This window comes from Streptomyces sp. NPDC014733, assembly GCF_043083385.1.
Classification (GTDB): domain Bacteria; phylum Actinomycetota; class Actinomycetes; order Streptomycetales; family Streptomycetaceae; genus Streptomyces.
Genome location: NZ_JBIBYO010000005.1, coordinates 475734 through 498292, shown reverse-complemented (window position 1 = coordinate 498292; position 22559 = coordinate 475734). Strand labels below are relative to the sequence as shown.

Here is a 22559-nt window from a genome sequence, read left to right as displayed (position 1 = left end):
CCGCAGCACCGGCGGATCGTCCGGGTCGGGCACCGTGTCGGACCAGCCGCCCGGCACGGTGCGCCCCTGCCGCTCGCGGAAGCGGACCGGGGGCGTGCCGACCCGGCGGGTGAACAGCCGGCTGAAGTACGCCGGATCGTCGTAGCCGACCCGGCGGGCCACGGCGGCGACGGGCAGCTCCGTCGCCGCCAGCAGCTCCTTGGCCCGGCCCAGCCGGATGCCCAGCAGATAGTCCTTGGGCGTGCACCCGGCGGCCCGGCGCACCGCGGCACGCAGCGCGGCGGGCGTCAGTCCGTTACGGGCCGCGTGCCCGGCCACCGTCAGCGGCGCGAAGGCGTCCCGGGCCAGCGCCCGCAGCACCGGATCGCCGTCCGTCCCGGTCCCGGCGCGGGCCCGGCGCAGCGCCACGAGGAGTTCGTGGACGGCGGCGGAGGTCTCCACCTCCAGGAGCGGGTTGTCACGGCGCGCGGCGCGGGCGATCCGGCCGACGGCGGCGCGCGGGGCGACGGTGTCGGTGAGCGGCACCAGGCAGCGGTCCGCCTCGATGTACCCCAGCTCCCGGTAGGTGGCGGCGGCCGGTCCCGTGAAGTCGACGAAGCTCTCGTCCCAGCCGCTGTCCGGGTCCGCGCCGTAGTGGTGGACGACGCCCGGCAGCAGCCACAGCAGGGCGGGCGCGGTGATCTCCCGGATGCGGCCGTCGGTCCCCGCGTACCAGCCGCGCCCGGCGCTGATCACCAGCGCGACATGGTGGTCGAGGATGCGCGGCCCGACCGGCGGCAGCGTGCCGTGCTGGAGGCCGACGCCCAGACAGACCAGCCCGAGGCGGTGGTGGGCCGGTGTGGGCGTGAAGTAGCGCATCCAGGTGTGGTACATCTCCGGCCTCCCCGGTGCGTCCGCCGCCGTCCGCCGCTCCGTCCAAACAGCGCCGATCTTTGTCCATGGACCGCCGCCCCGCCAGGGGGCGAGGGTGAGCGGCACGGACGGCGACGGCGGAGGGCGGGCACCACGGTGACAGGCGAGGCGGCCGCGTTCGCGGTGGGCGAGCGGGATTTCCTGCTGGACGGGCGGCCGCTGCGGCTGCTGTCCGGGGCGCTGCACCACTTCCGCGTCCACGAGGCGCAGTGGGACCACCGGCTGGCGATGCTGCGCGCCCTGGGCCTCAACTGCGTGGAGACGTACGTCCCGTGGAACCTCCACGAACCCCGCCCCGGTGAGCTGCGGGACGTCGCCGCGGTGGGCCGGTTCCTGGACGCGGCCGGGCGCGCCGGGCTGCGGGCGATCGTGCGGCCCGGTCCGTACATCTGCGCCGAGTGGGAGAACGGCGGGCTGCCGCACTGGCTGACCGGGCCGCTGGGCGGCCGGGTACGGACCACCGACCCGGCGTATCTGGCGGCGGTGGAGCGGTGGTTCACGGCGCTGCTGCCGCAGCTCGTCCCCCGCCAGTGCACCGCCGGCGGCCCGGTGGTGCTGGTCCAGGTGGAGAACGAGTACGGCTCCTACGGGTCGGACACCGGGTACCTGGCGTGGCTGGCGGAGCTGCTGCGCGACCGGGGCGTGACGGTGCCGCTGTTCACCTCCGACGGGCCGGAGGACCACATGCTGACCGGCGGTTCGCTCCCGGGCGTGCTCGCCGCGGTGAACTTCGGCTCGGGCGCCCCGGAGGCGTTCGCCGCGCTCCGCCGCCACCGGCCGTCCGGCCCGCTGTTCTGCGCGGAGCTGTGGTGCGGCTGGTTCGCGCACTGGGGCGAGGCGCCCGCACCGGACGGGGCGGAGCGGGCGGCGCGGGAGCTGCGCGCCACCCTGGAGTGCGGGGCATCCGTCAACCTCTACATGGCGCACGGCGGCACCAGCTTCGGCGGCCACGCGGGCGCCAACCGCGCCGGTGCGCTGCACGACGGCCCGCTCCAGCCGACCGTCACCTCCTACGACTACGCCGCCCCGGTCGACGAACGCGGCCGCCCCACCGCCAAGTTCGCCCTCTTCCGCGAGATCCTGGCCCCGTACACGGAGACCCCGCCGCCCCCGCCGCCCGCCCCCTGGCCGGTGCTGGCCGCCCCGGTGGACGTCCGCCTCGACCGGTGGGCGGCGCCCGGCGCGGTGCTGGACACGCTGGGCGGCCCGGAGGTGACGACGCCCGTCCCGGCGACCTTCGAGGAACTGGACGTGGACCGCGGGCTGGTCCGCTACCGGCTGCGGGTCCCGGGCCCCCGCCGGCCGTATCCGCTGCGGCTGCGGGGGCTGCGGGACCGCGCGGTGACGTTCGTGGACGGCGTGCCGGGCCCGGAGCTGGACACCGAGGACGCGGTGCTCGGCGACGTACCGGGCCCGGCGGAGGTGGAGCTGTGGGTGGAGTCCCTGGGCCGGGTCAACTACGGTCCCCGCCTCGGCGAGTCCAAGGGCCTCACGGGCGGGGCGCTGCACGAGCGCCAGTATCTGCACGGCGTACGGGCGCAGGGCCTGCGGCTGGACGCGGTGGAGGACACGGCGGCGGTGGCCCGGCTGCCGTTCGGCCCGGCCCGGCCCGGGGCGCGGGGGCTGCACCGCGGCACGGTCACCGTCCCGCCCGGCGCCGCCGGCGACGCCCGGCTCGAACTCCCCGGCTGGAACCGGGGTTTCGCCTGGCTGGGCGGCTTCCCCCTCGGCCGCTACTGGTCGCGGGGCCCGCAGCGGACCCTGTACGTCCCGGGCCCGGTGCTGCGCGAGGGCCCCCACGAGGTGCTGCTGCTGGAGCTGGGCGGAGCGCAGGAGGCAGGCGCGGTGCGGCTGGTGCCGTGAGCGGCCCCGGAACCGCGCCTGAGACGGGCGGTTCCGGGGCCGTCCTCACACCTCCCGCACCTCGAACCCGTCCAGCACGAACTCCGCCTTGTCGTCGTCACCGGTCTTCCGCAGCCCCACCCAGGTCTCACCGTCGTCCGGTGCGGTGAACTCGTACGTGAACGTGGCCGGTGCGGTCGCCGCGGGCAGCGGGCGGCGGTCCAGTTCGCGGGGTGCGGGCTCGTCGACGGCGGTGAGCCAGGCGTACTGCCCGGCCTTCTCGTTGACGTAGGAGAAGGAGACGCGGTAGCGGTGGCCGGGGCGGAAGCGGACGGTGTGCGCCACCGTGCGGTACACCACGCCCGGGTTCTCGCCGCGGGACTTCAGCGAGGCGGCGCCGTCGAGGACGTCGTCGACCGCCTTCCCGTTCCAGCCCCGGCGGGTGTACGGCGCATGGCGCTCGCTGAGGTGGGTGCGGGGGTCGGTGGCGCCGCCCGCGTCGCCCTTGACGAAGACGCCCCAGCCCTGCGGGACGTGCGCGAAATCCTCGTACACCAGCGTCCCGGGCCGGGCGCTGCGTCCGGCGCGCACCACCCGGACGTTGTCGAACCGCACCCGCGGCGTACCGGCCGCCACGGTCAGCGCCAGGGTGACCGGACCACCGCCCTCCGGCACGGTGAAGCGGGTGGTCAGCCGCTGGAAGCGGGTGCCGTGCTTGCGGTCGGCGGCGACGTGGTTCACGGCCGTTGACGTCTCCGTCCAGTTGGCGGCGCGAGTGCCGTCGGCGGTCCGTACCTCCAGGGTGGCGCGGCGCCGCTGCCCGGCCCGCTCCCCCACCTCGACCTGCACGGACGCCGCGTAGTCGCCAGGCGGCAGCCGGTCCGGCCGCTGGGAGACGGTGGCCGCCGCGCCCGCCCCGACGACGAGTTCCGGGTCGCCGAGCGCACTGGTGACGACGGAGACCGGGCCCTCGGTGTGCCAGTGGACGGTGCCGCCGTGGAAGCCGGGGTCGGCGACGGCGGTGCCCTCGCCCCAGCGCGGGTCACGGACCGCGGGCGCCTTCCGCCGGTACACCACGTACGCGGTCCCCGGCTCCGCGTCGAGGGTGAGCCGGCCGTCGCGCACCGGCAGCCGCCGCTCCTCGGCGCGGCCCCGGTCGGTGAGCCGGTACGCGTACACGGCGGTGGCGTCCGCCCAGCCGCGCGGCAGCCGCCAGCTGGAGGCGCCGCCGTCCTGGTGGTAGTGGTAGAGCTTCGCCGGGTCGGTGGCGCGGCGCGGCTCCCAGGGCAGCAGATAGCGGCCGCCGTCGAGGACCAGCCGCCCGTCGGTGGTGATCCGGCGGACGCCGCCCTCGTCGGAGACGGTGGTGCGGCCCGGACCCTCGAAGGTGATCTCGTGCGCGCCCCAGGTGCGGATCGGATACGCCTGGAGGTACTTGGCCGGCAGCGCGTCGCGCCAGACGATGTCGAGGAACGCGTACCAGTCGGTCTTGCCGGTCCAGCCCTCGAAGTTGCCCATCCGGGGCGCGCCCAGCAGCGTCGGCCACTTGTCGGCGAAGACGTCCTTCTGGTGGTTACGGACGAAGCGGATCAGCCGGGAGTTGATGCCGCGGGAGGTGTCGGGCCCGTAGTCGGTCTCGTTGGCCCAGTGCGACCAGAGCGAGGAGCGTTCCAGGCCGTGGCTCCATTCGGAGGCGACCTGCCAGCCCTGGTCGCGCAGATGGCGCTGGAGGCGGTCGGAGTTCCAGCCCGATTCGCGGAAGACGTCGAAGTAGAGGGTGGTCAGGCCCGGGTCGGTCTCGGCGCGCAGCCTCGCCAGCCGGGCCGCGATGTCCCCCGAGAGCAAATCGCGGCGGGCGTCGATGCGGTACGACTGGTCGAGCCAGTCCCACTGCGGGTCGGCGGTGTCCACCAGCTCCTCGGAGAAGGCGTGCGCCTCCGGGTACGACTCGGTGGCGTTGACGTGCACCGCGAAGTCGCTGCCCCAGCTCTTCCCGGCGCGCAGCAGCGCGTTGAGGTCGGCGAGACCGCCGGCGCGGACGTTGTAGTTCCCGGCGTAGTCGGGGTGCGCGGAGTCGTGGCCCTCGGACTGATAGCCCTTGAGCAGGGTGAACTGCCGCAGCCCGTCGGTGGCCAGCGCGATCCGCTTGACGTCGTCGAGGGTGGCGAGGAACGGATTGGTGGCCTGGCTGGCGAAGTTGAACGGGATGTGCGGGACGACCCGCAGATGCTGGGCGTCGGCGCCGGCCGGTTCGGTCATGATGTCGCGCAGCGCGGCGGCCCCGTCCTGCCAGTCGGCCACGCCGTCGCCGTTGCGGTCGCCGGTGACGACGACGGTCGCGTACGGCAGCGGTTCGGTGGCGTCGCGGGGTGCGCCCTTCGCCCGGTGGGTCCACTGCCCGGGCCCCACCTGCGCCGCGACGACGCCGTCGTCACGGACGGTCTGCCGCCACAGCCGGCCGTTCTCCCAGGTCGTCGCGGCGGTCGGGAGGTCCTGGACGGTGTTGGTCTCGACGGCGGCGGCCAGTTGCCCGGTGGCGACGACCGCGTAGGCGCAGCCGACCGGTTCCGGGTCCGGCGCGGTGTCCGGCCGGGGCGTGACCAGGGTGTCGCCGCTGCGGGACTTGTCGAGGTCGATCCGGGCGGCGAGCAACTGCGCGCCCGGCTGGTCGCTGCGCACGCTCAGCAGCGCGAGCCCCGGTATCTCCAGCGTGCCGACGGGCAGCGCCGCGGTGTCCTCGATGCCGGTGACCCGCCAGGTGACGGTCGGTCCGGCCATCGCGATCTCCACGCCGATCCGGGTGCCGGAGCCGAGGTCGAGGGTGTACGTGGCGCGGTCGGCGGCGAGGCGGTGGGTGACGTCGGGCGTGTGGGCCCGCCCGTCGATCAGTACCTCGCGCACCGCGTCCCGCCGCCCGTGCAGCACGGCGCCGGTGGCCCGGTCGGTGTACGCGACGATCTGCGGGAACCCGGTGGCGACCCGGACCTCCAGCGCCGCCGAGCGCAGCACCGCCTCGCCGCCGCGGGCACCGGGCGCGGCGAGGGCGGTGCCCGCGCCGAGGGGCAGCGCGGTGGCTGCCGAGGCGAGGGCGGTGGCGGCGACGACCGTCCGCCTGCGGGGTCCGCCCGGGTCCGTTCTCTCTTCGTTCACGCGCACTGTCCTCCCTGACGCCGGGCCCTCGGGCTGTTGCCGGACAGCGTGCGGCCGGTGGGGCGGACGCGCCTATGGACAAAGGAGGGAGAGCAGTTGGACTAACGGAGGCGGGAGGGCGGCGGAGGCGCCGGGAGGTGCGGGGCCGCCCGGGCCGCGCCGCCACGCACACCGCCCCGGTACCGGCGGGGCGGGCCGGTACCGGGGCGGTCGGGGTGCGGCGGCGGGCCCGGGGGAAGTCCGCCGCCGCGCGGTGGGGACGTGCCCCGGCGGGTCAGGCGCCCAGCTCGCCCGCGGCCTTCGCGATGTCCGCGGCGAAGGTGCTCACCTCGGAGTAGACACCGGGCTTGCCGGGACGGGCGCAGCCCTCACCCCAGGAGACGATGCCGACCTGGATGAACTCGCCCGCGTCGTCCTTGCGGAACATCGGGCCGCCGGAGTCGCCCTGGCAGGTGTCGACGCCGCCGGTGTCGAGCTTGCCGGCGCATATCTCGTCGCCCGGGGTCAGGTCGTCGCCGTACGCCTTCTGGCAGGTGGCGTCGTCGATGAACGGCACCGTCGCCTTCAGGAGGTAGCGCTGCTGGTCGCCGCCCTCCTTGTCGGCGCCCCAACCGGCGATGGTGAAGTCACCGTTGTTGAACTTGTCGTCCTGGGCGATCTTCAGGGTGGGCTGGTCGATCGGCTTCTCCAGCTTGATCAGCGCCCAGTCCTTGCCCTTGCCGTTGTAGCCGGGGGCCTGGAGGACCTCGGTGGACTTGACCTTGACGGCGGCCGAGTCCTCCAGGTCGACGACGCCACCGGTGACGGTGATGTCGGTGTTGGCACCGCTGCCGTCGACGCAGTGCGCCGCGGTCAGCACGATGTCCTTGGCGTACAGCGCGCCGCCGCAGCCCATCGACAGCCGGACCATGAAGGGGAATTCACCCTGGTCGGCCTTGGTGCCGCCGACGACCTTGGTGCTCACCGAGCCGGACGCGTCGGGGGCGGGCGCCGCGAAGGCGGTGCCGGGCAGAAGGCTGAAGGCGGCCAGGGCGACGGCGCCGGCGGCGGTGGTTCTCTTGAGGTGCTTCAGGGAGCTGCGCAACGGGCTTCCTTTCGTGGGGGGGTTGCACGTCGACGACGGACGCGTGCCCCACCGGAGCCGGTGCGCGACACGGCTAGAAAAGGGCAGCCTGCCGTGCGGCCTGCGGACCCAGTGGGGGATGAGTCCGTAAAGCGCTCTGTGATTATGTGAGCGGACGCTCAGCGTGACAAGGGTGCCAGGACCGCCAACTCCCCCTGCCCCCACCGCCCCAGACGTCACCTCACCGCCAGTCGCGCTCCGGCGTGGCGGCGGCCAGCGAGGCGCGCGCCCTCCACCAGGGGTTCTCCGTGCGGGACACAGACCGTCTCGACATCGTCGAGCGCGGCGAGCCGGCGGAACGACGCCTCGGCCTGCTCCCGCGCGACGTTGAACGGACCGAGCACCACCCGGCCGCCGACCGTACCGATGAGGTCGCCGGGGAACAGCACCCGCGAGCGCGGCAGATGCAGCGCGATGCCGCCCGGGGTGTGCCCGGGCACATGCAGCACCCGCACCGGCTCGCCCCAGCCGTCGAGCGTGTCCCCCTCGTGCAGCGCGACGTCCACCGCGACGGGCTCCCGCTCCGGCAGCGCCCCGCCGGGCAGCCCCGCGTCGATCTGCGCCCGGAGCGCCGCCTCCGCCGGGGTGTGCGGCGCCTGCGGTTCGGGGCGGGCGCCGGTGATGTACGGGATGTCGTCGGCGCCCGCCAGCACGGTGGCGCCGGTGGCGGCGACCAGCGCGGCGGCCGCGCCGACATGGTCGATGTGGGAGTGGGTCAGCACGATCTGGCGCAGCGCGCCGGGCCCGGCGCCGAGCTGTCCGAGCGCCTCCAGGATCGCGGGGGCGGAGCCGGGCATACCGGTGTCGACGGCGGCGAAGCCGTCGCCGGGCAGCGCGACGAGGTGGACGTGCCCGAGGGCGAACGGCAGCTGCCGGACGGTGCCGGTGAGCCGGCGGAGTTCCGTACGAGGAGGGGTCATACCGGCGACGCTACGGATCGGGGCGGGCCCGCGAAACGCCTTCTGCCGTGGGCAGATCGCCCGGCCGGCGAAAGAAGCGGAACCCGATCGGCCCCGGCTCCGTCCCATGCGTGACCCGAGGAGGCAGACATGTGGACCACCACAGCACAGCGGACCACCCGCACCCCCGCCGGGAAGAGCCGTACCGCGCGGCGCACCCTGGCCGCCCTGATCGCCCTGACCGCCGCCGGTACGGCGCTGGCCGGGTGCGGCGGGGCCGAGCAGAAGGTCGGGGCCGCACCGCCCGGCAAGCAGGACGCGTTCGAGCAGCGTGCCGACACCATCGTGCGGGACTGGCCGAAGGTCGAGCCGGTGTCCGGACACAAGGAGGCGCTGCTGCCGCTGGCCGGGGCGGACCGGCCGGGCGTCTCGGCGCGGAAGGTGACGGTGACCGTCGGCCACGGCGCCTGCGACGCGAAGTACGGCGCGCACGTGCGGGAGTCGGAGAAGCTGGTCGTGGTCTCCGGCTGGAGCCGTAAGAAGGACGACAAGAAGATGTGCACCGCCCAACTGGCCACCGACAAGGTGACGTTGGACCTCAAGAAGCCGCTGGGGCACCGCACCCTCGTCGACGCGGCCACCGGCAAGCCGCTGGCCTCGCACCGCTGAAACCCCCGACCGTCCGCACGGCGGCGCGCCACTCCCCGCGGCGCCGCGGCGGACGCCGGGCCGGGGCGGGGCGGTAGGGGCACCGCGGCGTGTGGGGCGCCGCGGTACCCCCACCGGCCCGCCCCGGCCCCTTTTTCCGGGGGCGACGGGGTCCGGCACCGGACGCCACGGCCTGCTCCACGCGGATCGGGAGGACACCCCCTAGGCTCGCGCCATGAGCCCCTCCATCGCCCGTAACACCCGAGTCGAACTGCCCGAGCTGCTGGAGTTCGTCCGCCCCCGGCACCGCGCGATCCTGCTGACCCGCCGCTCCGACGGCACTCCGCAGGGCTCGCCGCTGACCTGCGGGGTGGACGACGACGGACGGCTGGTCATGTCGACGTATCCCGAGCGCGCCAAGGTGCGCAACGCCCGCCGGGCGCCGTCGGTCAGCGTGATCGTGCTGTCCGACGAGTGGAACGGTCCGTGGGTGCAGATCGACGGCGAGGCCGAGGTGCTCGACGTACCGGAGTCCATCGAGCCGCTGGTCGAGTACTACCGCAACATCGCCGGTGAGCACCCGGACTGGGACGAGTACCGCCAGGCAATGCGTGACCAGGGCAAATCCCTGATCCGGGTGGTCCCGCGGCGCTGGGGCCCGGTCGCCACCGGCGGCTTCCCCGCCCGGCTGGCCGCCGGGGACGGTGAGTCCGGGCAGTGAGTACGGGCGGCCCGCCCCGCGCCGGGGCGGGCCGCCCGCCAAGAGACGCGCGACGCCCGCCTGCCGGTCGGGGAATCAGGCAGGCGTCGCGGTATGGGCCCCGGTATCGCTCCCGGGACCCATGCCGCCGTACGCCGTTGTACGGGACAGGAAGGGACGTACCGTCACACGGCGAGTGCGCGGTCCGTCGGCTTGATGGGCGCCGGCAGGGCGCTGGCGCCGGTGAGGAAGCGGTCCACCCCGCGGGCGGCCGAGCGGCCCTCGGCGATGGCCCACACGATGAGCGACTGGCCGCGCCCCGCGTCACCGGCGACGAACACGCCGGGGACGTTGGTGGCGAACTCCGCGTCGCGGGCGATGTTCCCGCGGGCGTCCAGCTCCAGGCCGAACTGCTCGACCAGCCCGTTCTCCCGGTCGGTGCCGGTGAAGCCCATCGCGAGGGTGACCAGCTGCGCCGGGATCTTCCGCTCGGTCCCGGGCTTCTGCGCCGGCTTGCCGTCGGTGAACTCCACCTCGGTCAGGTGCAGCCACTGGACGTTGCCGTCCTCGTCGCCCTCGAAGTGGGTCGTCGAGACCGAGTAGAGGCGCTCGCCGCCCTCCTCGTGCGCGGAGGTGACCTTGTACAGCATCGGGAACGTCGGCCAGGGCTGGCCCGCGGAACGCTCCTCGCCCGGTCGCGGCATGATCTCCAGCTGGGTGACGGACGCCGCGCCCTGCCGGTGGGCGGTGCCGACACAGTCCGCGCCGGTGTCGCCGCCGCCGATGACGACGACGTGCTTGCCCGCGGCGGTGATCGGGGCGACGGTCAGGTCGCCCTCCTGCACCTTGTTGGCGAGCGGCAGGTACTCCATCGCGAAGTGGATGCCGTTCAGCTCCCGGCCGGGCACCGGCAGGTCCCGGGAGGTGGTGGCGCCCGCGGCGATGACGACGGCGTCGTACCGCTTGCGCAGCTTCTTCGCGTCGATGTCGCGGCCGATCTCCGTCTCGGTACGGAACTTGGTGCCCTCCGCCCGCATCTGCTCGATCCGGCGGTTGATGTGCCGCTTCTCCATCTTGAACTCGGGGATGCCGTACCGCAGCAGCCCGCCGATGCGGTCGGCCCGCTCGTAGACGGCGACGGTGTGCCCGGCGCGGGTCAGCTGCTGGGCGGCGGCGAGGCCCGCCGGGCCCGAGCCGATGACGGCGACGGTCTTGCCGGAGAGCCGCTCGGGCGGCTGCGGGGTGACGTCGCCGCTGTCCCAGGCCTTGTCGATGATCGTGACCTCGACGTTCTTGATGGTCACCGGCTGCTGGTTGATGCCGAGCACGCACGCCGCCTCACAGGGCGCCGGGCACAGGCGCCCGGTGAACTCCGGGAAGTTGTTGGTGGCGTGCAGCCGCTCGGATGCGGCGCTCCAGTCGTCGCGCCAGGCGTAGTCGTTCCACTCGGGGATGAGGTTCCCCAGCGGGCAGCCGTTGTGGCAGAACGGGATGCCGCAGTCCATGCAGCGCGACGCCTGCTCGCTGATGATCGGCAGCAGGGCGCCGGGCCGGTAGACCTCGTTCCAGTCCTGGACGCGCTCGCCGACGGGGCGGGCCGTGGCGACCTCGCGGTCGTGGTTGAGGAAGCCCTTCGGGTCAGCCATGGGTCGCCGCCTCCATCATCTTCTCGTGGGTCTCGGACTCGGAGAGTCCGGCCTGCTCGGCGGCTTCCTTGGCGGCGAGCACTGCCTGGTAGGTGGGCGGGACGACCTTGCTGAAGCGGGCAGCGGCGGCGTCCCAGTCGGCGAGGAGGGTGGCGGCGACGGTCGAGCCGGTCTCCTCCTGATGGCGGCGCACCACCGTGTGCAGCCACTCCTTGTCGGCGTCGTCCAGCGGACGCACCGCCCCGGCCAGCTCCTTGTTGACGTGGGTGGGGTCGAGGTCGACGACGTAGGCGGACCCGCCCGACATCCCGGCGGCGAAGTTGCGGCCGGTCTCGCCGAGGACGACCGCGCTGCCGCCGGTCATGTACTCGCAGCCGTGGTCGCCGACGCCCTCGGAGACCACCGTGGCGCCGGAGTTGCGGACGCAGAACCGCTCGCCGACCCGGCCACGGAGGTACAGCTCACCGCCGGTGGCGCCGTAGGCGAGGGTGTTGCCGGCGATGGTGGAGTCCTCCGCGAGATGGTCGGCGCCGCGGTCCGGGCGGACCACGACGCGGCCGCCGGAGAGGCCCTTGCCGACGTAGTCGTTGGCGTCGCCCTCCAGGCGCAGCGTGATGCCGCGCGGCAGGAACGCGCCGAAGGACTGGCCCGCGGAGCCGGTAAAGGTGAGGTCGATGGTGTCGTCGGGCAGTCCGGCGCCGCCGAACTTCCTGGTGACCTCGTGGCCGAGCATGGTGCCGACGGTGCGGTTGATGTTGCGGATCGCGAGCTGGGCCCGGACCGGCTGCGCCTCCTCGGCGGTCTCCGCGGACAGCGCGTCGGCGGCGAGCCGGATCAGCTCGTTGTCCAGCGCCTTCGCCAGTCCGTGGTCCTGGGTGGTGGCCTGGTGGCGCACCGCGCCCTCGGGCAGCTCGGGGACGTGCAGCAGCGGCGCGAGGTCGAGGCCCTGGGCCTTCCAGTGGTCCACCGCCCGTGTGGTGTCGAGGAGTTCGGCGTGGCCGATCGCCTCGTCGAGGGTGCGGAAGCCCAGCTCGGCGAGGAGTTCACGGACCTCCTCGGCGATGAACTCGAAGAAGTTGACGATGTACTCGGCCTTGCCGCTGAACCGCTCGCGCAGCACCGGGTTCTGGGTGGCGATGCCGACCGGGCAGGTGTCGAGGTGGCAGACGCGCATCATGACGCAGCCGGAGACGACCAGCGGCGCGGTCGCGAAACCGAACTCCTCGGCGCCCAGCAGCGCCGCGATGATCACGTCCCGGCCGGTCTTCAGCTGCCCGTCGGTCTGTACCACGATCCGGTCGCGCAACCCGTTGAGCAGCAGCGTCTGCTGCGCCTCGGCGAGACCCAGCTCCCAGGGGCCACCGGCGTGCTTGAGGGAGGTGAGCGGGGAGGCGCCCGTACCGCCGTCGTGGCCGGAGATGAGGACGACGTCCGCGTGCGCCTTGGAGACGCCCGCGGCGACGGTGCCGACGCCGACCTCGGAGACCAGCTTCACGTGGATCCGCGCCGCCGGGTTGGCGTTCTTGAGGTCGTGGATCAGCTGCGCGAGGTCCTCGATGGAGTAGATGTCGTGGTGCGGCGGCGGGGAGATCAGGCCGACGCCGGGCGTCGAGTGCCGGGTCTTCGCCACCCACGGGTAGACCTTGTGGCCGGGCAGCTGACCGCCCTCGCCGGGCTTGGCGCCCTGGGCCATCTTGATCTGGATGTCGTCGGCGTTGACGAGGTATTCGCTGGTCACACCGAAGCGGCCGGAGGCGACCTGCTTGATGGCCGAGCGGCGCGCCGGGTCGTACAGCCGCTCCGGGTCCTCGCCGCCCTCACCGGTGTTGGACTTGCCGCCCAGCCGGTTCATCGCGACGGCCAGCGTCTCGTGCGCCTCCTGCGAGATGGAGCCGTACGACATGGCACCGGTGGAGAACCGCTTGACCAGCGCGGAGGCCGGTTCGACCTCCTCGATCGGCACCGCCGGGCGGTCCGCCTTGATGCCGAAGAGGCCGCGCAGCGTCATCAGCCGCTCGGACTGCTCGTTCACCCGGTCCGTGTACTGCTTGAAGATGTCGTAGCGGCGGGCGCGGGTGGAGTGCTGGAGCCGGAAGACGGTGTCCGGGTCGAAGAGGTGCGGTTCGCCCTCGCGGCGCCACTGGTACTCGCCGCCGATCTCCAGCGCGCGGTGGCTGGCGGCGATGCCGGACGCCGGGTACGCCTTGGCGTGCCTCGCTGCGACCTCCTCGGCGACGATGTCCAGGCCCGCGCCGCCGATCTTGGTGGTGGTGCCGTGGAAGTAGGTGTCGACGAACGCGTCGTCCAGGCCGACCGCCTCGAAGACCTGCGCGCCTCGGTAGGAGGCGACGGTCGAGATGCCCATCTTGGACATCACCTTCAGGACGCCCTTGCCGAGCGCCTTGATGAGGTTGCGGATGGCGTCCTCGGGGTCGGTGCCCGCGGGCAGGAAGGTCCCGGCGCGGACCAGGTCCTCGACGGACTCCATCGCCAGGTACGGGTTGACCGCGGCGGCGCCGTAGCCGATCAGCAGCGCGACATGGTGCACCTCGCGGACGTCCCCGGCCTCGACCAGCAGCCCCACCTGGGTGCGCTGCTTGGTGCGGATGAGGTGGTGGTGGACGGCCGAGGTGAGCAGCAGCGACGGGATCGGGGCGTGCTCGGCGTCGGAGTGCCGGTCGGAGAGGACGATCAGCCGGGCGCCGGCCTCGATGGCGGCGGCGGCCTCCGCGCAGATCTCCGCCAGCCGTGCGGCGAGCGCCTCACCGCCGCCCCCGACGCGGTAGAGGCCGGAGAGCGTCACGGCCTTCATGCCGGGCATGTCGCCGTCGGCGTTGATGTGGATGAGCTTGGCCAGCTCGTCGTTGTCGATCACCGGGAACGGCAGGGTGACGCTGCGGCAGGAGTCCGCGGTCGGCTCCAGCAGGTTGCCCTGCGGGCCGAGCGAGGAGATCAGCGAGGTGACCAGCTCCTCGCGGATGGCGTCCAGCGGCGGGTTGGTGACCTGCGCGAACAGCTGGGTGAAGTAGTCGAAGAGCAGCCGCGGACGGGCCGAGAGCGCGGCGATCGGCGAGTCCGTACCCATCGAACCGATCGGCTCGGCGCCGGACTTCGCCATCGGCGCGAGCAGGACCCGCAGCTCCTCCTCGGTGTAGCCGAAGGTCTGCTGACGGCGGGTGACCGAGGCGTGGGTGTGCACGATGTGCTCGCGCTCGGGCAGGTCGGCGAGGTCGATCAGCCCCTCGTCCAGCCACTGCTGGTACGGGTGGGCGCCGGCCAGCTCCGCCTTGATCTCGTCGTCCTCGATGATGCGGTGCTCGGCGGTGTCGACGAGGAACATCCGGCCCGGCTGGAGGCGGCCCTTGCGGACGACCTTGGCGGGGTCGATGTCGAGGACGCCGACCTCGGAGGAGAGCACGACCAGGCCGTCGTCGGTGACCCAGTAGCGGCCGGGGCGCAGCCCGTTGCGGTCGAGGACCGCGCCGACCTGCGTGCCGTCGGTGAAGGTGACGCACGCCGGGCCGTCCCAGGGCTCCATCATCGTGGAGTGGTAGCGGTAGAACGCGCGCCGGGCCGGGTCCATCGACGGGGAGTTCTCCCACGCCTCGGGGACCATCATCAGTACCGCGTGCGGCAGCGACCGGCCGCCCAGGTGCAGCAGCTCCAGGACCTCGTCGAAGGAGGCGGAGTCGGAGGCGTCCGGCGTACAGACCGGGAAGAGCCGGTCCGTGTCCAGGTCGCCGAAGAGCTTGGAGGCAAGCTGCGACTCACGCGCCCGCATCCAGTTGCGGTTGCCCTTGACGGTGTTGATCTCACCGTTGTGCGCGACGAAGCGGTACGGGTGGGCCAGCGGCCAGCTCGGGAAGGTGTTGGTGGAGAACCGCGAGTGGACCAGCGCGATGGCCGACGCGAAACGGCGGTCGGAGAGGTCCGGGAAGAACGGCTCCAGCTGCCCGGTGGTGAGCATGCCCTTGTAGACGAGGGTGCGGGCGGAGAGCGAGGGGAAGTAGACGCCCGCCTCGCGCTCGGCGCGCTTGCGCAGCGCGAACGCCTTGCGGTCCAGCGCCAGGCCGGTGCTCTCGCCGTCCGAGACGAACAGTTGGGAGAAGGCCGGCATGGTGGCGCGGGCGCCGTTGCCGAGGAGCGCCGGGGCGACGGGGACGACGCGCCAGCCGAGGACCGTCAGGCCCTCCTCGTCGGCGATCGTCTCGATCTGCGAGACGGCAGCGGCCGCCTGCTGGGCCTCGGCGGGCAGGAAGGCGATGCCGACGGCGTATCCGCCGGCCTCGGGGAGATCGAAGGTGACCTCCTCGCGCAGGAACGCGTCCGGCACCTGGAGGAGGATGCCCGCACCGTCGCCCGAATCGGGCTCGGAGCCGGTGGCACCGCGGTGCTCCAGGTTGGTCAGCACCGTGAGCGCCTGCTCGACCAGCGCGTGACCGGGCTCGCCGGTGAGGGTGGCCACGAAGCCGACGCCGCAGGCGTCGTGCTCGTTGCGCGGGTCGTACATCCCCTGCGGGGCGGGGCGCCCGTCCGTGGGCGACCAGGCGGCGCGGGTGGCGCCGGCGATGGCCGCGGAGTGCGTGGACGCGGAACGCATCGGCTCTCCCAACGTCGTCGTGGCATAGGAACTGCCGAGGGACGACGTTGGCCCTCCGCGAAATTTCGTGCAGGTTACAGGATGGCTCGCTTCTCGGGAAGCGGATAGAGCCTTCCAACATGCGGACACCGCGAGTGCGGTGTGCGAGGTCGCGGACGGACAACCCGGTCCGGAAACGGGGCGCCCACCGAGCGACATTGCCCGTGTGGCGCCCCGGCCTTATGCCCGGCGGTCAGCTATACGAAACCGCCGGGTAACTCAATAATTATGCGAGCCCCCGCATGGGAGCGTCACCCTACGACGGTTCCGAACACCGTTCCCAGGATGTACGTCACACCCGCGGCCGCGCCACCGAGGAGCAGCTGCCGCACCCCGCTGAACCACCACGAACGGGCCGTCACCCGCGCCACGACGGCGCCGCACGCGAAGAGTCCGAGCAGCGCCAGCACCACCGCGGGCCAGAGCACGGAGGCGCCCAACAGGTAAGGAAGTACGGGCAGCAGCGCGCCCAGCGCAAAGGATCCGAAGGAGGAAACGGCCGCCACGGTGGGCGACGGAAGGTCGGACGGATCGATGCCCAGCTCCTCACGGGCATGGATCTCCAGCGCCTGCTCGGGGTCGCGGGAGAGCTGTTCGGCGACCTTCCGGGCCAGCTCCGGCTCCACCCCGCGCGAGACGTAGAGGGCCGCCAGCTCGTCCCGTTCGTCCTTCGGATGCTTGCGCAGCTCGGTGCGTTCGATGTCCAGCTCGGCGAGGACCAGCTCCCGCTGGGAGGCGACCGAGGTGTACTCACCGGCGGCCATCGAGAAGGCGCCGGCGGCCAGCCCGGCAAGCCCGGTGATGATGATCGTCTGCTGGGAGACCGCGCCGCCGGCGACGCCGGTCATCAGCGCGAGGTTCGAGACGAGACCGTCCATGGCGCCGAAGACGGCGGGACGCAGCCAGCCGCCGTTGACATCGCGGTGGGTGTGGTTGTCCCGGTGGGCGACGTGGGTCGGCGCCGAGGCATCCATGACATCGGTGACGGACATAGGGACCTACTCCCTTCGACGAGGTGTGGGCCGCTGTTCGGCACTTTCCCCTCCAACGCCTCGAAACTATGTGTGACGCCCCCTCCACCGCTAGCAAGGAAGGCCGAACTTACCTATCTGACCTGCGGTTTTGTCCGGACGGCGGTCATGAGATCCCGCTCACAGGCCGCTACGGGCGCACCGTTGCGACGCCCCGCGCGACGCTGTTCGGGTGGCGTGAGCGGCGGCAGCACCGAGTGCGGGCGGGCGCCGGGCGCGGGCGGCGCGCACCGCCGTGGGCGCACACGACACCGCGCCGGGCGGAACCTGTCACGGTTCCGCCCGGCGCGGTGGAGGGGTACGGCCGCCGCCCGGGGCGACGGCGCGGTCTCAGCTCTTCTTGCCGCCGCTCCCGGCGGTCTTCGCCCCGCCCTCGGCGCCGGACGTCGCGTCCTCCCCCTCGGCCTCGGCGTCCTTGCCTGCGGTATCGGGCTCCTTCTCCACGGAGCCGTCCGCCGCCTCCTTCGCGCCCTCCGGCGCACCGTCGGCGTCCGCGCCGGCCAGGGCTTCCTGGGCGCCCGGCTCGACGACCTCCTCGCGGCCCGGGACCCGCCGGGACGAAATGATCATGTAGAGGACGGCGAGGACCAGGCCGATCAGCGCGGTCCAGACGTTGAGCCGCAGGCCCAGGATGTGGTGCGCCTCGTCGACCCGCATCTCCTCGATCCAGGCCCGTCCCGCGCAGTACGCCGCGACATACAGCGCGAAGGCGCGGCCGTGGCCGAGGCGGAAGCGCTTGTCGGCCCAGATCACCAGCGCGGCGACGCCCAGGCACCACAGGCACTCGTAGAGGAACGTCGGGTGGTAGGTGCCGCCGATGCGGCCGATCGCCGGGTCGTCGCTGATCTTCAGCGCCCACGGCACATCGGTCGGACGGCCGTACAGCTCCTGGTTGAACCAGTTGCCCCAGCGGCCGATGGCCTGGCCGATGGCGAGGCCGGGGGCGAGCGCGTCGCAGTAGGCGGGCAGCGGGATACCGCGGCGGCGGCAGCCGATCCAGGCGCCGACCGCGCCGAGCGCCACCGCGCCCCAGATGCCGAGACCGCCCTCCCACACCTTGAAGGCGTCGAGCGGGTGGCCGCCCTTGCCGAAGTACGGCTCGTACGTCGTGATGACGTGGTAGAGCCGTCCGCCGACGAGGCCGAAGGGCACCGCCCAGACGGCGATGTCCGCCACCGTGCCGGACCGGCCGCCGCGCTGCACCCAGCGCTTGTTGCCGAGCCAGACGCCCAGGAAGACACCGATGATGATGCAGAACGCGTAGCCCCGGAGCGGGATCGGGCCGAGGTGCACGACGCCGACCGACGGGCTGGGAATGAATGCGAGGTCCATGGCAGTCACGACGCTACCCCGCCGGACGGGGTCGGCGGCAACCCGCCCGGCAACGGCTGCGTAACGACCGTCACACCTTTGCGACCGACCCGGGCGGGCCCCGGCGCCGCGCGGTCAGTGCACCGGCGTGGCGGGCTTCGCCGGCTGCTTGCCCTTGTTGGCGTCGAGCACCATCTTCTTGAAGTCCGCGGGCGTGAACTGGCCGTTCTTCTCCTTTGCCAGATCCTTGCCGTTGAGCAGCACGGTCGGGGTGCCGCGGAACCCGGTCTTGGTGAACGCGTCGTTGGACCGCTTGACGAAGTCGTTGTACGTACCGGACTCGACGCACCGCGTGAACGCGTCGCCGGCCAGCCCCGGAACCTTGTCCGCGAGCTGGATCAGCTTCTTCTTGTCGGCGAACGCGTCCTGCTGCTCCGGCGGCTGGTTGCTGTAGAGGACGTCGTGGTACGCGCGGAAGTGACCGGCGTGCTGGGCGCAGAGCGCGGCGTTGGCGGCGTTGAGGGAGCCGGTGCCGCCTCCGTTGCCGTCGATGATCGTGACGAGGTGGTACTCGCTCTTCAGCTGCCCGGTGTCCTCCAGTTCGTGGATGACCGGGCGGAAGCCGGTCTCGAACTGCTGGCAGGCGGGGCAGCGGAAGTCCTCCCAGACCGTCAGCGTGGAGGGGGCACCGGCCGAGCCGACCGGCACCGCCGGCCTGTCGCCGCCGCGCGCGCCCTTCGGCACCGCCAGCGGCTTGGCGCTCTCCTCGTCCCCGCCGGAGTTGGACACCCAGGCGGCGATGCCGCCGGCCACCGCGAGGACCAGTACCACCGCTCCGCCGACGATCGCCTGGCGGTTGCGCCGGGCCCGGGCCTTCTCCTTCTCACGCTGTGCCTTCAGCCGCTCACGGGCGTTGCTCTTACCGTCATCGTTCTTCTGGCTCACCCCAGGAAAACGAAGCGGAGGGGCGCTGCCGCACCCCTCCGCACCGATGTTCGCCCTATCGGGGGACGGAACCCGCCGCGCCGCACACACGTGCCCGCGGCCCGCCCCGGCCGACGGCGGCCTCAGGAGCGCTTGCGTACCCCGGCGGCCAGCTCCCCGGCCAGCGTCCGGACCCCGGCGAGCCCGGCCTCCAGATCGTGCTCGTCGGCCAGCATCCGCTGCACGAACGCCGAGCCGACGATGACGCCGTCGGCGAACTGTGCGACCTCCGCGGCCTGTTCGGGGTTGGAGACCCCGAGGCCGACGCAGACCGGCAGGTCGGTGGTGGCGCGGGTGCGGCGGACCAGCTCCTGCGCCTCGTGGCCGACCGACTCACGGGTGCCGGTGACGCCCATCAGCGACGCCGCGTAGACGAAGCCGCTGCCCGCCGCGGTGATCTCGGCGAGGCGGGCGTCACGGGTGCTGGGCGCGACGACGAAGACGGTCGCCAGACCGTGCTTCTCCGCCGCCGCACACCACTCGGCGGCCTCCTGGACCGGCAGGTCCGGCAGGATGCACCCGGCGCCGCCCGCGGCGGCCATCTCGGCGGCGAACCGCTCGACGCCGTAGCGGTAGACCGGGTTCCAGTACGTCATGCAGAGCACCGGCGCGCCGGTGGCCGCGTGTGCCTCGCCGACCGTGCGGATCACATCGGGGATCCGCACGCCGCCGCGGAGCGCGATGTCGTCCGCGGTCTGGATGACCGGCCCGTCGAGGACCGGGTCGCTGTGCGGCAGGCCCACCTCGACGATGTCGCAGCCGCCCTCCAGCATCGCGGTCGCCGCCCGGATGCCGCCGTCCACGGTCGGGAAACCGGCGGGGAGGTAGCCGACCAGCGCGGCACGGTTCTCCGCGCGCGCCGTCGCCAGCACCGAGTCCAGCAGGGCGATGTTGCCCGTCGTGCCCGTCATCACTTCTCCCCCTCGCCGGTGCCGGCGTGGCCGCCCGCGTTGTCGTACAGCCCGAAGTAGCGGGCCGCGGTGTCCATGTCCTTGTCGCCCCGGCCCGAGAGGTTGACCAGCAGCAGGCCGTCGGGGCCCAGCTCACGGCCCAGCTCCAGCGCGCCGGCCAGCGCGTGGGCGCTCTCGATGGCCGGGATGATGCCCTCGGTGCGCGAGAGCAGCCGCAGCGCCTGCATCGCCGCGTCGTCGGTGACCGCGCGGTACTCGGCCCGCCCGCTGTCCTTGAGGTACGAGTGCTCCGGGCCGATGCCCGGGTAGTCGAGACCGGCGGAGATCGAGTAGGGCTCGGTGATCTGCCCGTCCTCGTCCTGGAGGACGTACGAGCGCGAGCCGTGCAGGATGCCCGGGCTGCCCTCGGTGAGGGTCGCGGCGTGCTCGCCGGTGGCGATGCCGTGGCCGCCGGGCTCGCAGCCGACCAGCCGCACGCTCTCGTCGGGCAGGAAGGCGTGGAAGAGGCCGATGGCGTTGGAGCCGCCGCCGACGCAGGCGACCGCGGCGTCCGGCAGCCGCCCGGCGCGCTCGACGATCTGCCGCCGCGCCTCGACGCCGATGACGCGGTGGAAGTCGCGGACGAGCGCGGGGAAGGGGTGCGGGCCCGCGACCGTGCCGAAGAGGTAGTGGGTGCGGTCGACGTTGGCGACCCAGTCGCGGAACGCCTCGTTGATGGCGTCCTTCAGGGTGCGGCTGCCGGAGGTCACGGCGATGACCTCGGCGCCGAGCATCCGCATCCGGGCGACGTTCAGCGCCTGCCGCTCGGTGTCGATCTCGCCCATGTAGATGGTGCAGTCGAGGCCGAAGAGGGCGCAGGCGGTGGCGGTGGCGACGCCGTGCTGACCGGCGCCGGTCTCCGCGATGACGCGGGTCTTGCCCATGCGCTTGGTGAGCAGCGCCTGCCCCAGCACGTTGTTGATCTTGTGCGAGCCGGTGTGGTTGAGGTCCTCGCGCTTGAGGAACACCCGGGCGCCACCGGCGTGTTCGGCGAACCGCGACACCTCGGTGAGGGCGCTGGGCCGGCCCGTGTAGTTGACCATCAGCTCGTCCAGCTCGGCGGCGAACGCCGGGTCGGCCTTGGCCTTCTCGTACTCGGCGGCCACCTCGTCGACCGCGGCGACCAGCGCCTCGGGGATGAACTTGCCGCCGAAGGCGCCGAAGTAACCCGAGGGGCCGGGAACCAGCCCCTCCGGGTCGGGCACGAAGAAATCGGAGGACATCTGACGCACTCCTCTGCCGGGGCCTCGCCCCGGACTGGGTCTGTCGGAAAGGTGAGAAAGGGATGGGAAGGGTGGGAGGGGTGTGGAGAAGCAAGGGGGGCGTGCGCCGCCCGCGCGGGCGTTGCGCGGGGCGCGCGGTACGCCGGCGGATCCGGCCGCCGGAGACTCCGGTCGCCGTACGGCCGTTGACCATCCGCCGGGCCGTGGGAGCGCCGCGCCCTGCCTAACGAGCAACCGGCCCGCGAGGGCACCGGTTGAGGGCCGCCGACCTGATGATCGTTACGGCCGCCCGCCGGACGGTGTCCCGGCAGGCCGGAGCGGCACACCGCCGCACCGTCCGCCGGGGCGCGCACGCATCAGCGCACGGGCCCCCGGCGCCATCGCATGCCGTTGGTCTGACCGGGCTCGGAGCCGATGTGGTACCTGACCCGGCGGCCGCGCACCCGGCGGGCGGGGGCCCGGCAGCCGCGGTGCCAGGGCGGCAGCGCGCAGCGGACCGCCGCGCGGCGCGGGGCACGGCGGGCCCGGGACGTCAGGGCGGCGGGGCCGTGGCCGGGCAGGTCGTCCGGCCCGGCGGGCGCACCGGCGGGCACGCCGGACGCGCCCGGGAACGGGTCCCGGGCGGTGCGGTGGCTGCCGGTGGCGGTCATGGGGGCGCGTCCGTCCTCAGGCCCGGCCGTGCCGGATGGCGGGGTGCGAGCCGGCCGCGACCAGATCGGCGACGGCGGTGCGCGGGTCCTTGCCGGTGACCAGGGACTCGCCGACGAGGACGGCGTCCGCGCCGTCGTTGGCATACGCGATCAGGTCGTGCGGGCCGCGGACGCCCGACTCGGCGATCTTGACGATGTGGTCGGGGATCTCGGGGGCGATCCGGGCGAAGTTGCCGCGGTCGACCTCCAGGGTCTTGAGGTTGCGCGCGTTCACGCCGATGATCTTGGCGCCGGCGTCGACCGCGCGGGCGACCTCCTCCTCGTCGTGCGCCTCGACCAGCGGCGTCAGGCCGATCGACTCGGCCCGCTCGATGAGCGAGACCAGCGCCTCCTGCTCCAGCGCGGCGACGATCAGCAGCGCGAGGTCGGCACCGTACGCACGGGCCTCCCACAGCTGATAGGCGGTGACGATGAAGTCCTTGCGCAGCACCGGGATGTCGACCCGGGCGCGGACCGCTTCGAGGTCGGCGAGCGAGCCGCCGAACTTGCGCTGCTCGGTGAGGACGGAGATGACCGCGGCGCCACCGGCCTCGTAGTCGGCGGCGAGGCCCGCCGGGTCGGCGATGGCGGCGAGTGCGCCCTTGGACGGGCTGGAGCGCTTGACCTCGCAGATGACCGTCACGCTCTCGCCCTTGAGGGCGGCGACGCCGTCCTTGGCCGGGCGGGCGGCGCGGGCGCGCTCCTTCAGCTCGTCGAGGCTGACGCGCGCCTGTCGCTCGGCGAGGTCGGCGCGGACTCCGTCGATGATCTCGTCGAGCACACTCACGCGAGCGGCCTCCTTCTGAAGCGGT

15 protein-coding genes and 1 pseudogene are annotated in these 22559 nt (G+C 73.3%); 3 read left to right on the top strand and 13 right to left on the bottom strand.

What is annotated here, in order from left to right:
* Window positions 1-3: 3 nt before the first annotated feature.
* Window positions 4-873 (bottom strand): annotated as a pseudogene (locus ACF1BH_RS15945) (helix-turn-helix domain-containing protein); the annotation flags it as partial.
* Between the two features lie 135 nt (window positions 874-1008).
* Here ACF1BH_RS15945 and ACF1BH_RS15940 point away from each other — a divergent pair.
* Window positions 1009-2775 carry a beta-galactosidase family protein gene (locus tag ACF1BH_RS15940; protein ID WP_391643050.1) on the top strand — a complete coding sequence of 589 codons (1767 nt, stop codon included), beginning with the start codon at window positions 1009-1011 and terminating at the stop codon, window positions 2773-2775.
* Window positions 2776-2820: 45 nt separating this feature from the next.
* On the opposite strand, the gene ACF1BH_RS15935 is transcribed toward ACF1BH_RS15940, so the two are convergent.
* The 3 genes from ACF1BH_RS15935 to ACF1BH_RS15925 form a co-directional block, all read right to left on the bottom strand.
* Window positions 2821-5904: an endo-alpha-N-acetylgalactosaminidase family protein gene (locus ACF1BH_RS15935; RefSeq protein WP_391643049.1), complete on the bottom strand. Its 3084-nt coding sequence runs from the start codon at window positions 5902-5904 to the stop codon at window positions 2821-2823.
* A 274-nt stretch (window positions 5905-6178) separates the two neighbouring features.
* Window positions 6179-6988 carry a S1 family peptidase gene (locus ACF1BH_RS15930; protein ID WP_391643048.1) on the bottom strand — a complete coding sequence of 270 codons (810 nt, stop codon included), beginning with the start codon at window positions 6986-6988 and terminating at the stop codon, window positions 6179-6181.
* Between the two features lie 215 nt (window positions 6989-7203).
* Window positions 7204-7947, bottom strand: a complete 744-nt coding sequence (locus ACF1BH_RS15925) for an MBL fold metallo-hydrolase (RefSeq protein WP_391643047.1) — start codon at window positions 7945-7947, stop codon at window positions 7204-7206.
* A gap of 129 nt (window positions 7948-8076) precedes the next feature.
* Here ACF1BH_RS15925 and ACF1BH_RS15920 point away from each other — a divergent pair, with 129 nt between their 5' ends.
* Window positions 8077-8595 carry a hypothetical protein gene (locus tag ACF1BH_RS15920; RefSeq protein WP_391643046.1) on the top strand — a complete coding sequence of 173 codons (519 nt, stop codon included), beginning with the start codon at window positions 8077-8079 and terminating at the stop codon, window positions 8593-8595.
* A gap of 214 nt (window positions 8596-8809) precedes the next feature.
* Entirely contained in the window at window positions 8810-9295 is a 486-nt protein-coding gene (locus ACF1BH_RS15915) for a PPOX class F420-dependent oxidoreductase (protein WP_391643045.1), read from the top strand.
* 164 nt (window positions 9296-9459) lie between these two features.
* Here ACF1BH_RS15915 and ACF1BH_RS15910 read toward each other — a convergent pair whose 3' ends face one another.
* The 9 genes from ACF1BH_RS15910 to trpC form a co-directional block, all read right to left on the bottom strand.
* On the bottom strand, window positions 9460-10920 hold the full coding sequence (locus tag ACF1BH_RS15910; protein WP_391643044.1) for a glutamate synthase subunit beta: 1461 nt from the start codon (window positions 10918-10920) through the stop codon (window positions 9460-9462).
* Window positions 10913-15520, bottom strand: coding sequence for a glutamate synthase large subunit (gltB, locus tag ACF1BH_RS15905; protein ID WP_391643043.1), 4608 nt, complete (start codon window positions 15518-15520; stop codon window positions 10913-10915). Before gltB ends, ACF1BH_RS15910 begins: the two co-directional genes overlap by 8 nt.
* 290 nt (window positions 15521-15810) lie before the next feature.
* Window positions 15811-16551: a VIT1/CCC1 transporter family protein gene (locus ACF1BH_RS15900; RefSeq protein ID WP_391643042.1), complete on the bottom strand. Its 741-nt coding sequence runs from the start codon at window positions 16549-16551 to the stop codon at window positions 15811-15813.
* Window positions 16552-16920: 369 nt separating this feature from the next.
* On the bottom strand, window positions 16921-17922 hold the full coding sequence (lgt, locus tag ACF1BH_RS15895; protein ID WP_391643041.1) for a prolipoprotein diacylglyceryl transferase: 1002 nt from the start codon (window positions 17920-17922) through the stop codon (window positions 16921-16923).
* 114 nt (window positions 17923-18036) lie between these two features.
* Window positions 18037-18846: a DsbA family protein gene (locus ACF1BH_RS15890; protein ID WP_391643040.1), complete on the bottom strand. Its 810-nt coding sequence runs from the start codon at window positions 18844-18846 to the stop codon at window positions 18037-18039.
* Between the two features lie 122 nt (window positions 18847-18968).
* Window positions 18969-19796, bottom strand: coding sequence for a tryptophan synthase subunit alpha (gene trpA, locus ACF1BH_RS15885; RefSeq protein ID WP_391643039.1), 828 nt, complete (start codon window positions 19794-19796; stop codon window positions 18969-18971).
* Window positions 19796-21058, bottom strand: a complete 1263-nt coding sequence (trpB, locus tag ACF1BH_RS15880; RefSeq protein WP_391643038.1) for a tryptophan synthase subunit beta — start codon at window positions 21056-21058, stop codon at window positions 19796-19798. The genes trpA and trpB overlap by 1 nt, the downstream gene beginning before the upstream one ends.
* A 356-nt stretch (window positions 21059-21414) precedes the next feature.
* Window positions 21415-21708, bottom strand: coding sequence for a tryptophan biosynthesis modulator TrpM (gene trpM, locus ACF1BH_RS15875; protein WP_391643037.1), 294 nt, complete (start codon window positions 21706-21708; stop codon window positions 21415-21417).
* Between the two features lie 16 nt (window positions 21709-21724).
* Window positions 21725-22534 (bottom strand): indole-3-glycerol phosphate synthase TrpC, encoded by an 810-nt coding sequence (gene trpC / locus ACF1BH_RS15870; protein WP_345083129.1) that lies wholly within the window; start codon window positions 22532-22534, stop codon window positions 21725-21727.
* Window positions 22535-22559: the final 25 nt, after the last annotated feature.

Coding starts and splice junctions, on each gene's coding strand:
- ACF1BH_RS15925 (WP_391643047.1), bottom strand. CDS start 7,947: ATGACCCCTCCTCGTACGGAACTCCGCCGGCTCACCGGCACCGTCCGG.
- ACF1BH_RS15920 (WP_391643046.1), top strand. CDS start 8,077: ATGTGGACCACCACAGCACAGCGGACCACCCGCACCCCCGCCGGGAAG.
- ACF1BH_RS15915 (WP_391643045.1), top strand. CDS start 8,810: ATGAGCCCCTCCATCGCCCGTAACACCCGAGTCGAACTGCCCGAGCTG.
- ACF1BH_RS15910 (WP_391643044.1), bottom strand. CDS start 10,920: ATGGCTGACCCGAAGGGCTTCCTCAACCACGACCGCGAGGTCGCCACG.
- gltB (WP_391643043.1), bottom strand. CDS start 15,520: ATGCGTTCCGCGTCCACGCACTCCGCGGCCATCGCCGGCGCCACCCGC.
- ACF1BH_RS15900 (WP_391643042.1), bottom strand. CDS start 16,551: ATGTCCGTCACCGATGTCATGGATGCCTCGGCGCCGACCCACGTCGCC.
- lgt (WP_391643041.1), bottom strand. CDS start 17,922: ATGGACCTCGCATTCATTCCCAGCCCGTCGGTCGGCGTCGTGCACCTC.
- trpA (WP_391643039.1), bottom strand. CDS start 19,796: ATGACGGGCACGACGGGCAACATCGCCCTGCTGGACTCGGTGCTGGCG.
- trpB (WP_391643038.1), bottom strand. CDS start 21,058: ATGTCCTCCGATTTCTTCGTGCCCGACCCGGAGGGGCTGGTTCCCGGC.
- trpM (WP_391643037.1), bottom strand. CDS start 21,708: ATGACCGCCACCGGCAGCCACCGCACCGCCCGGGACCCGTTCCCGGGC.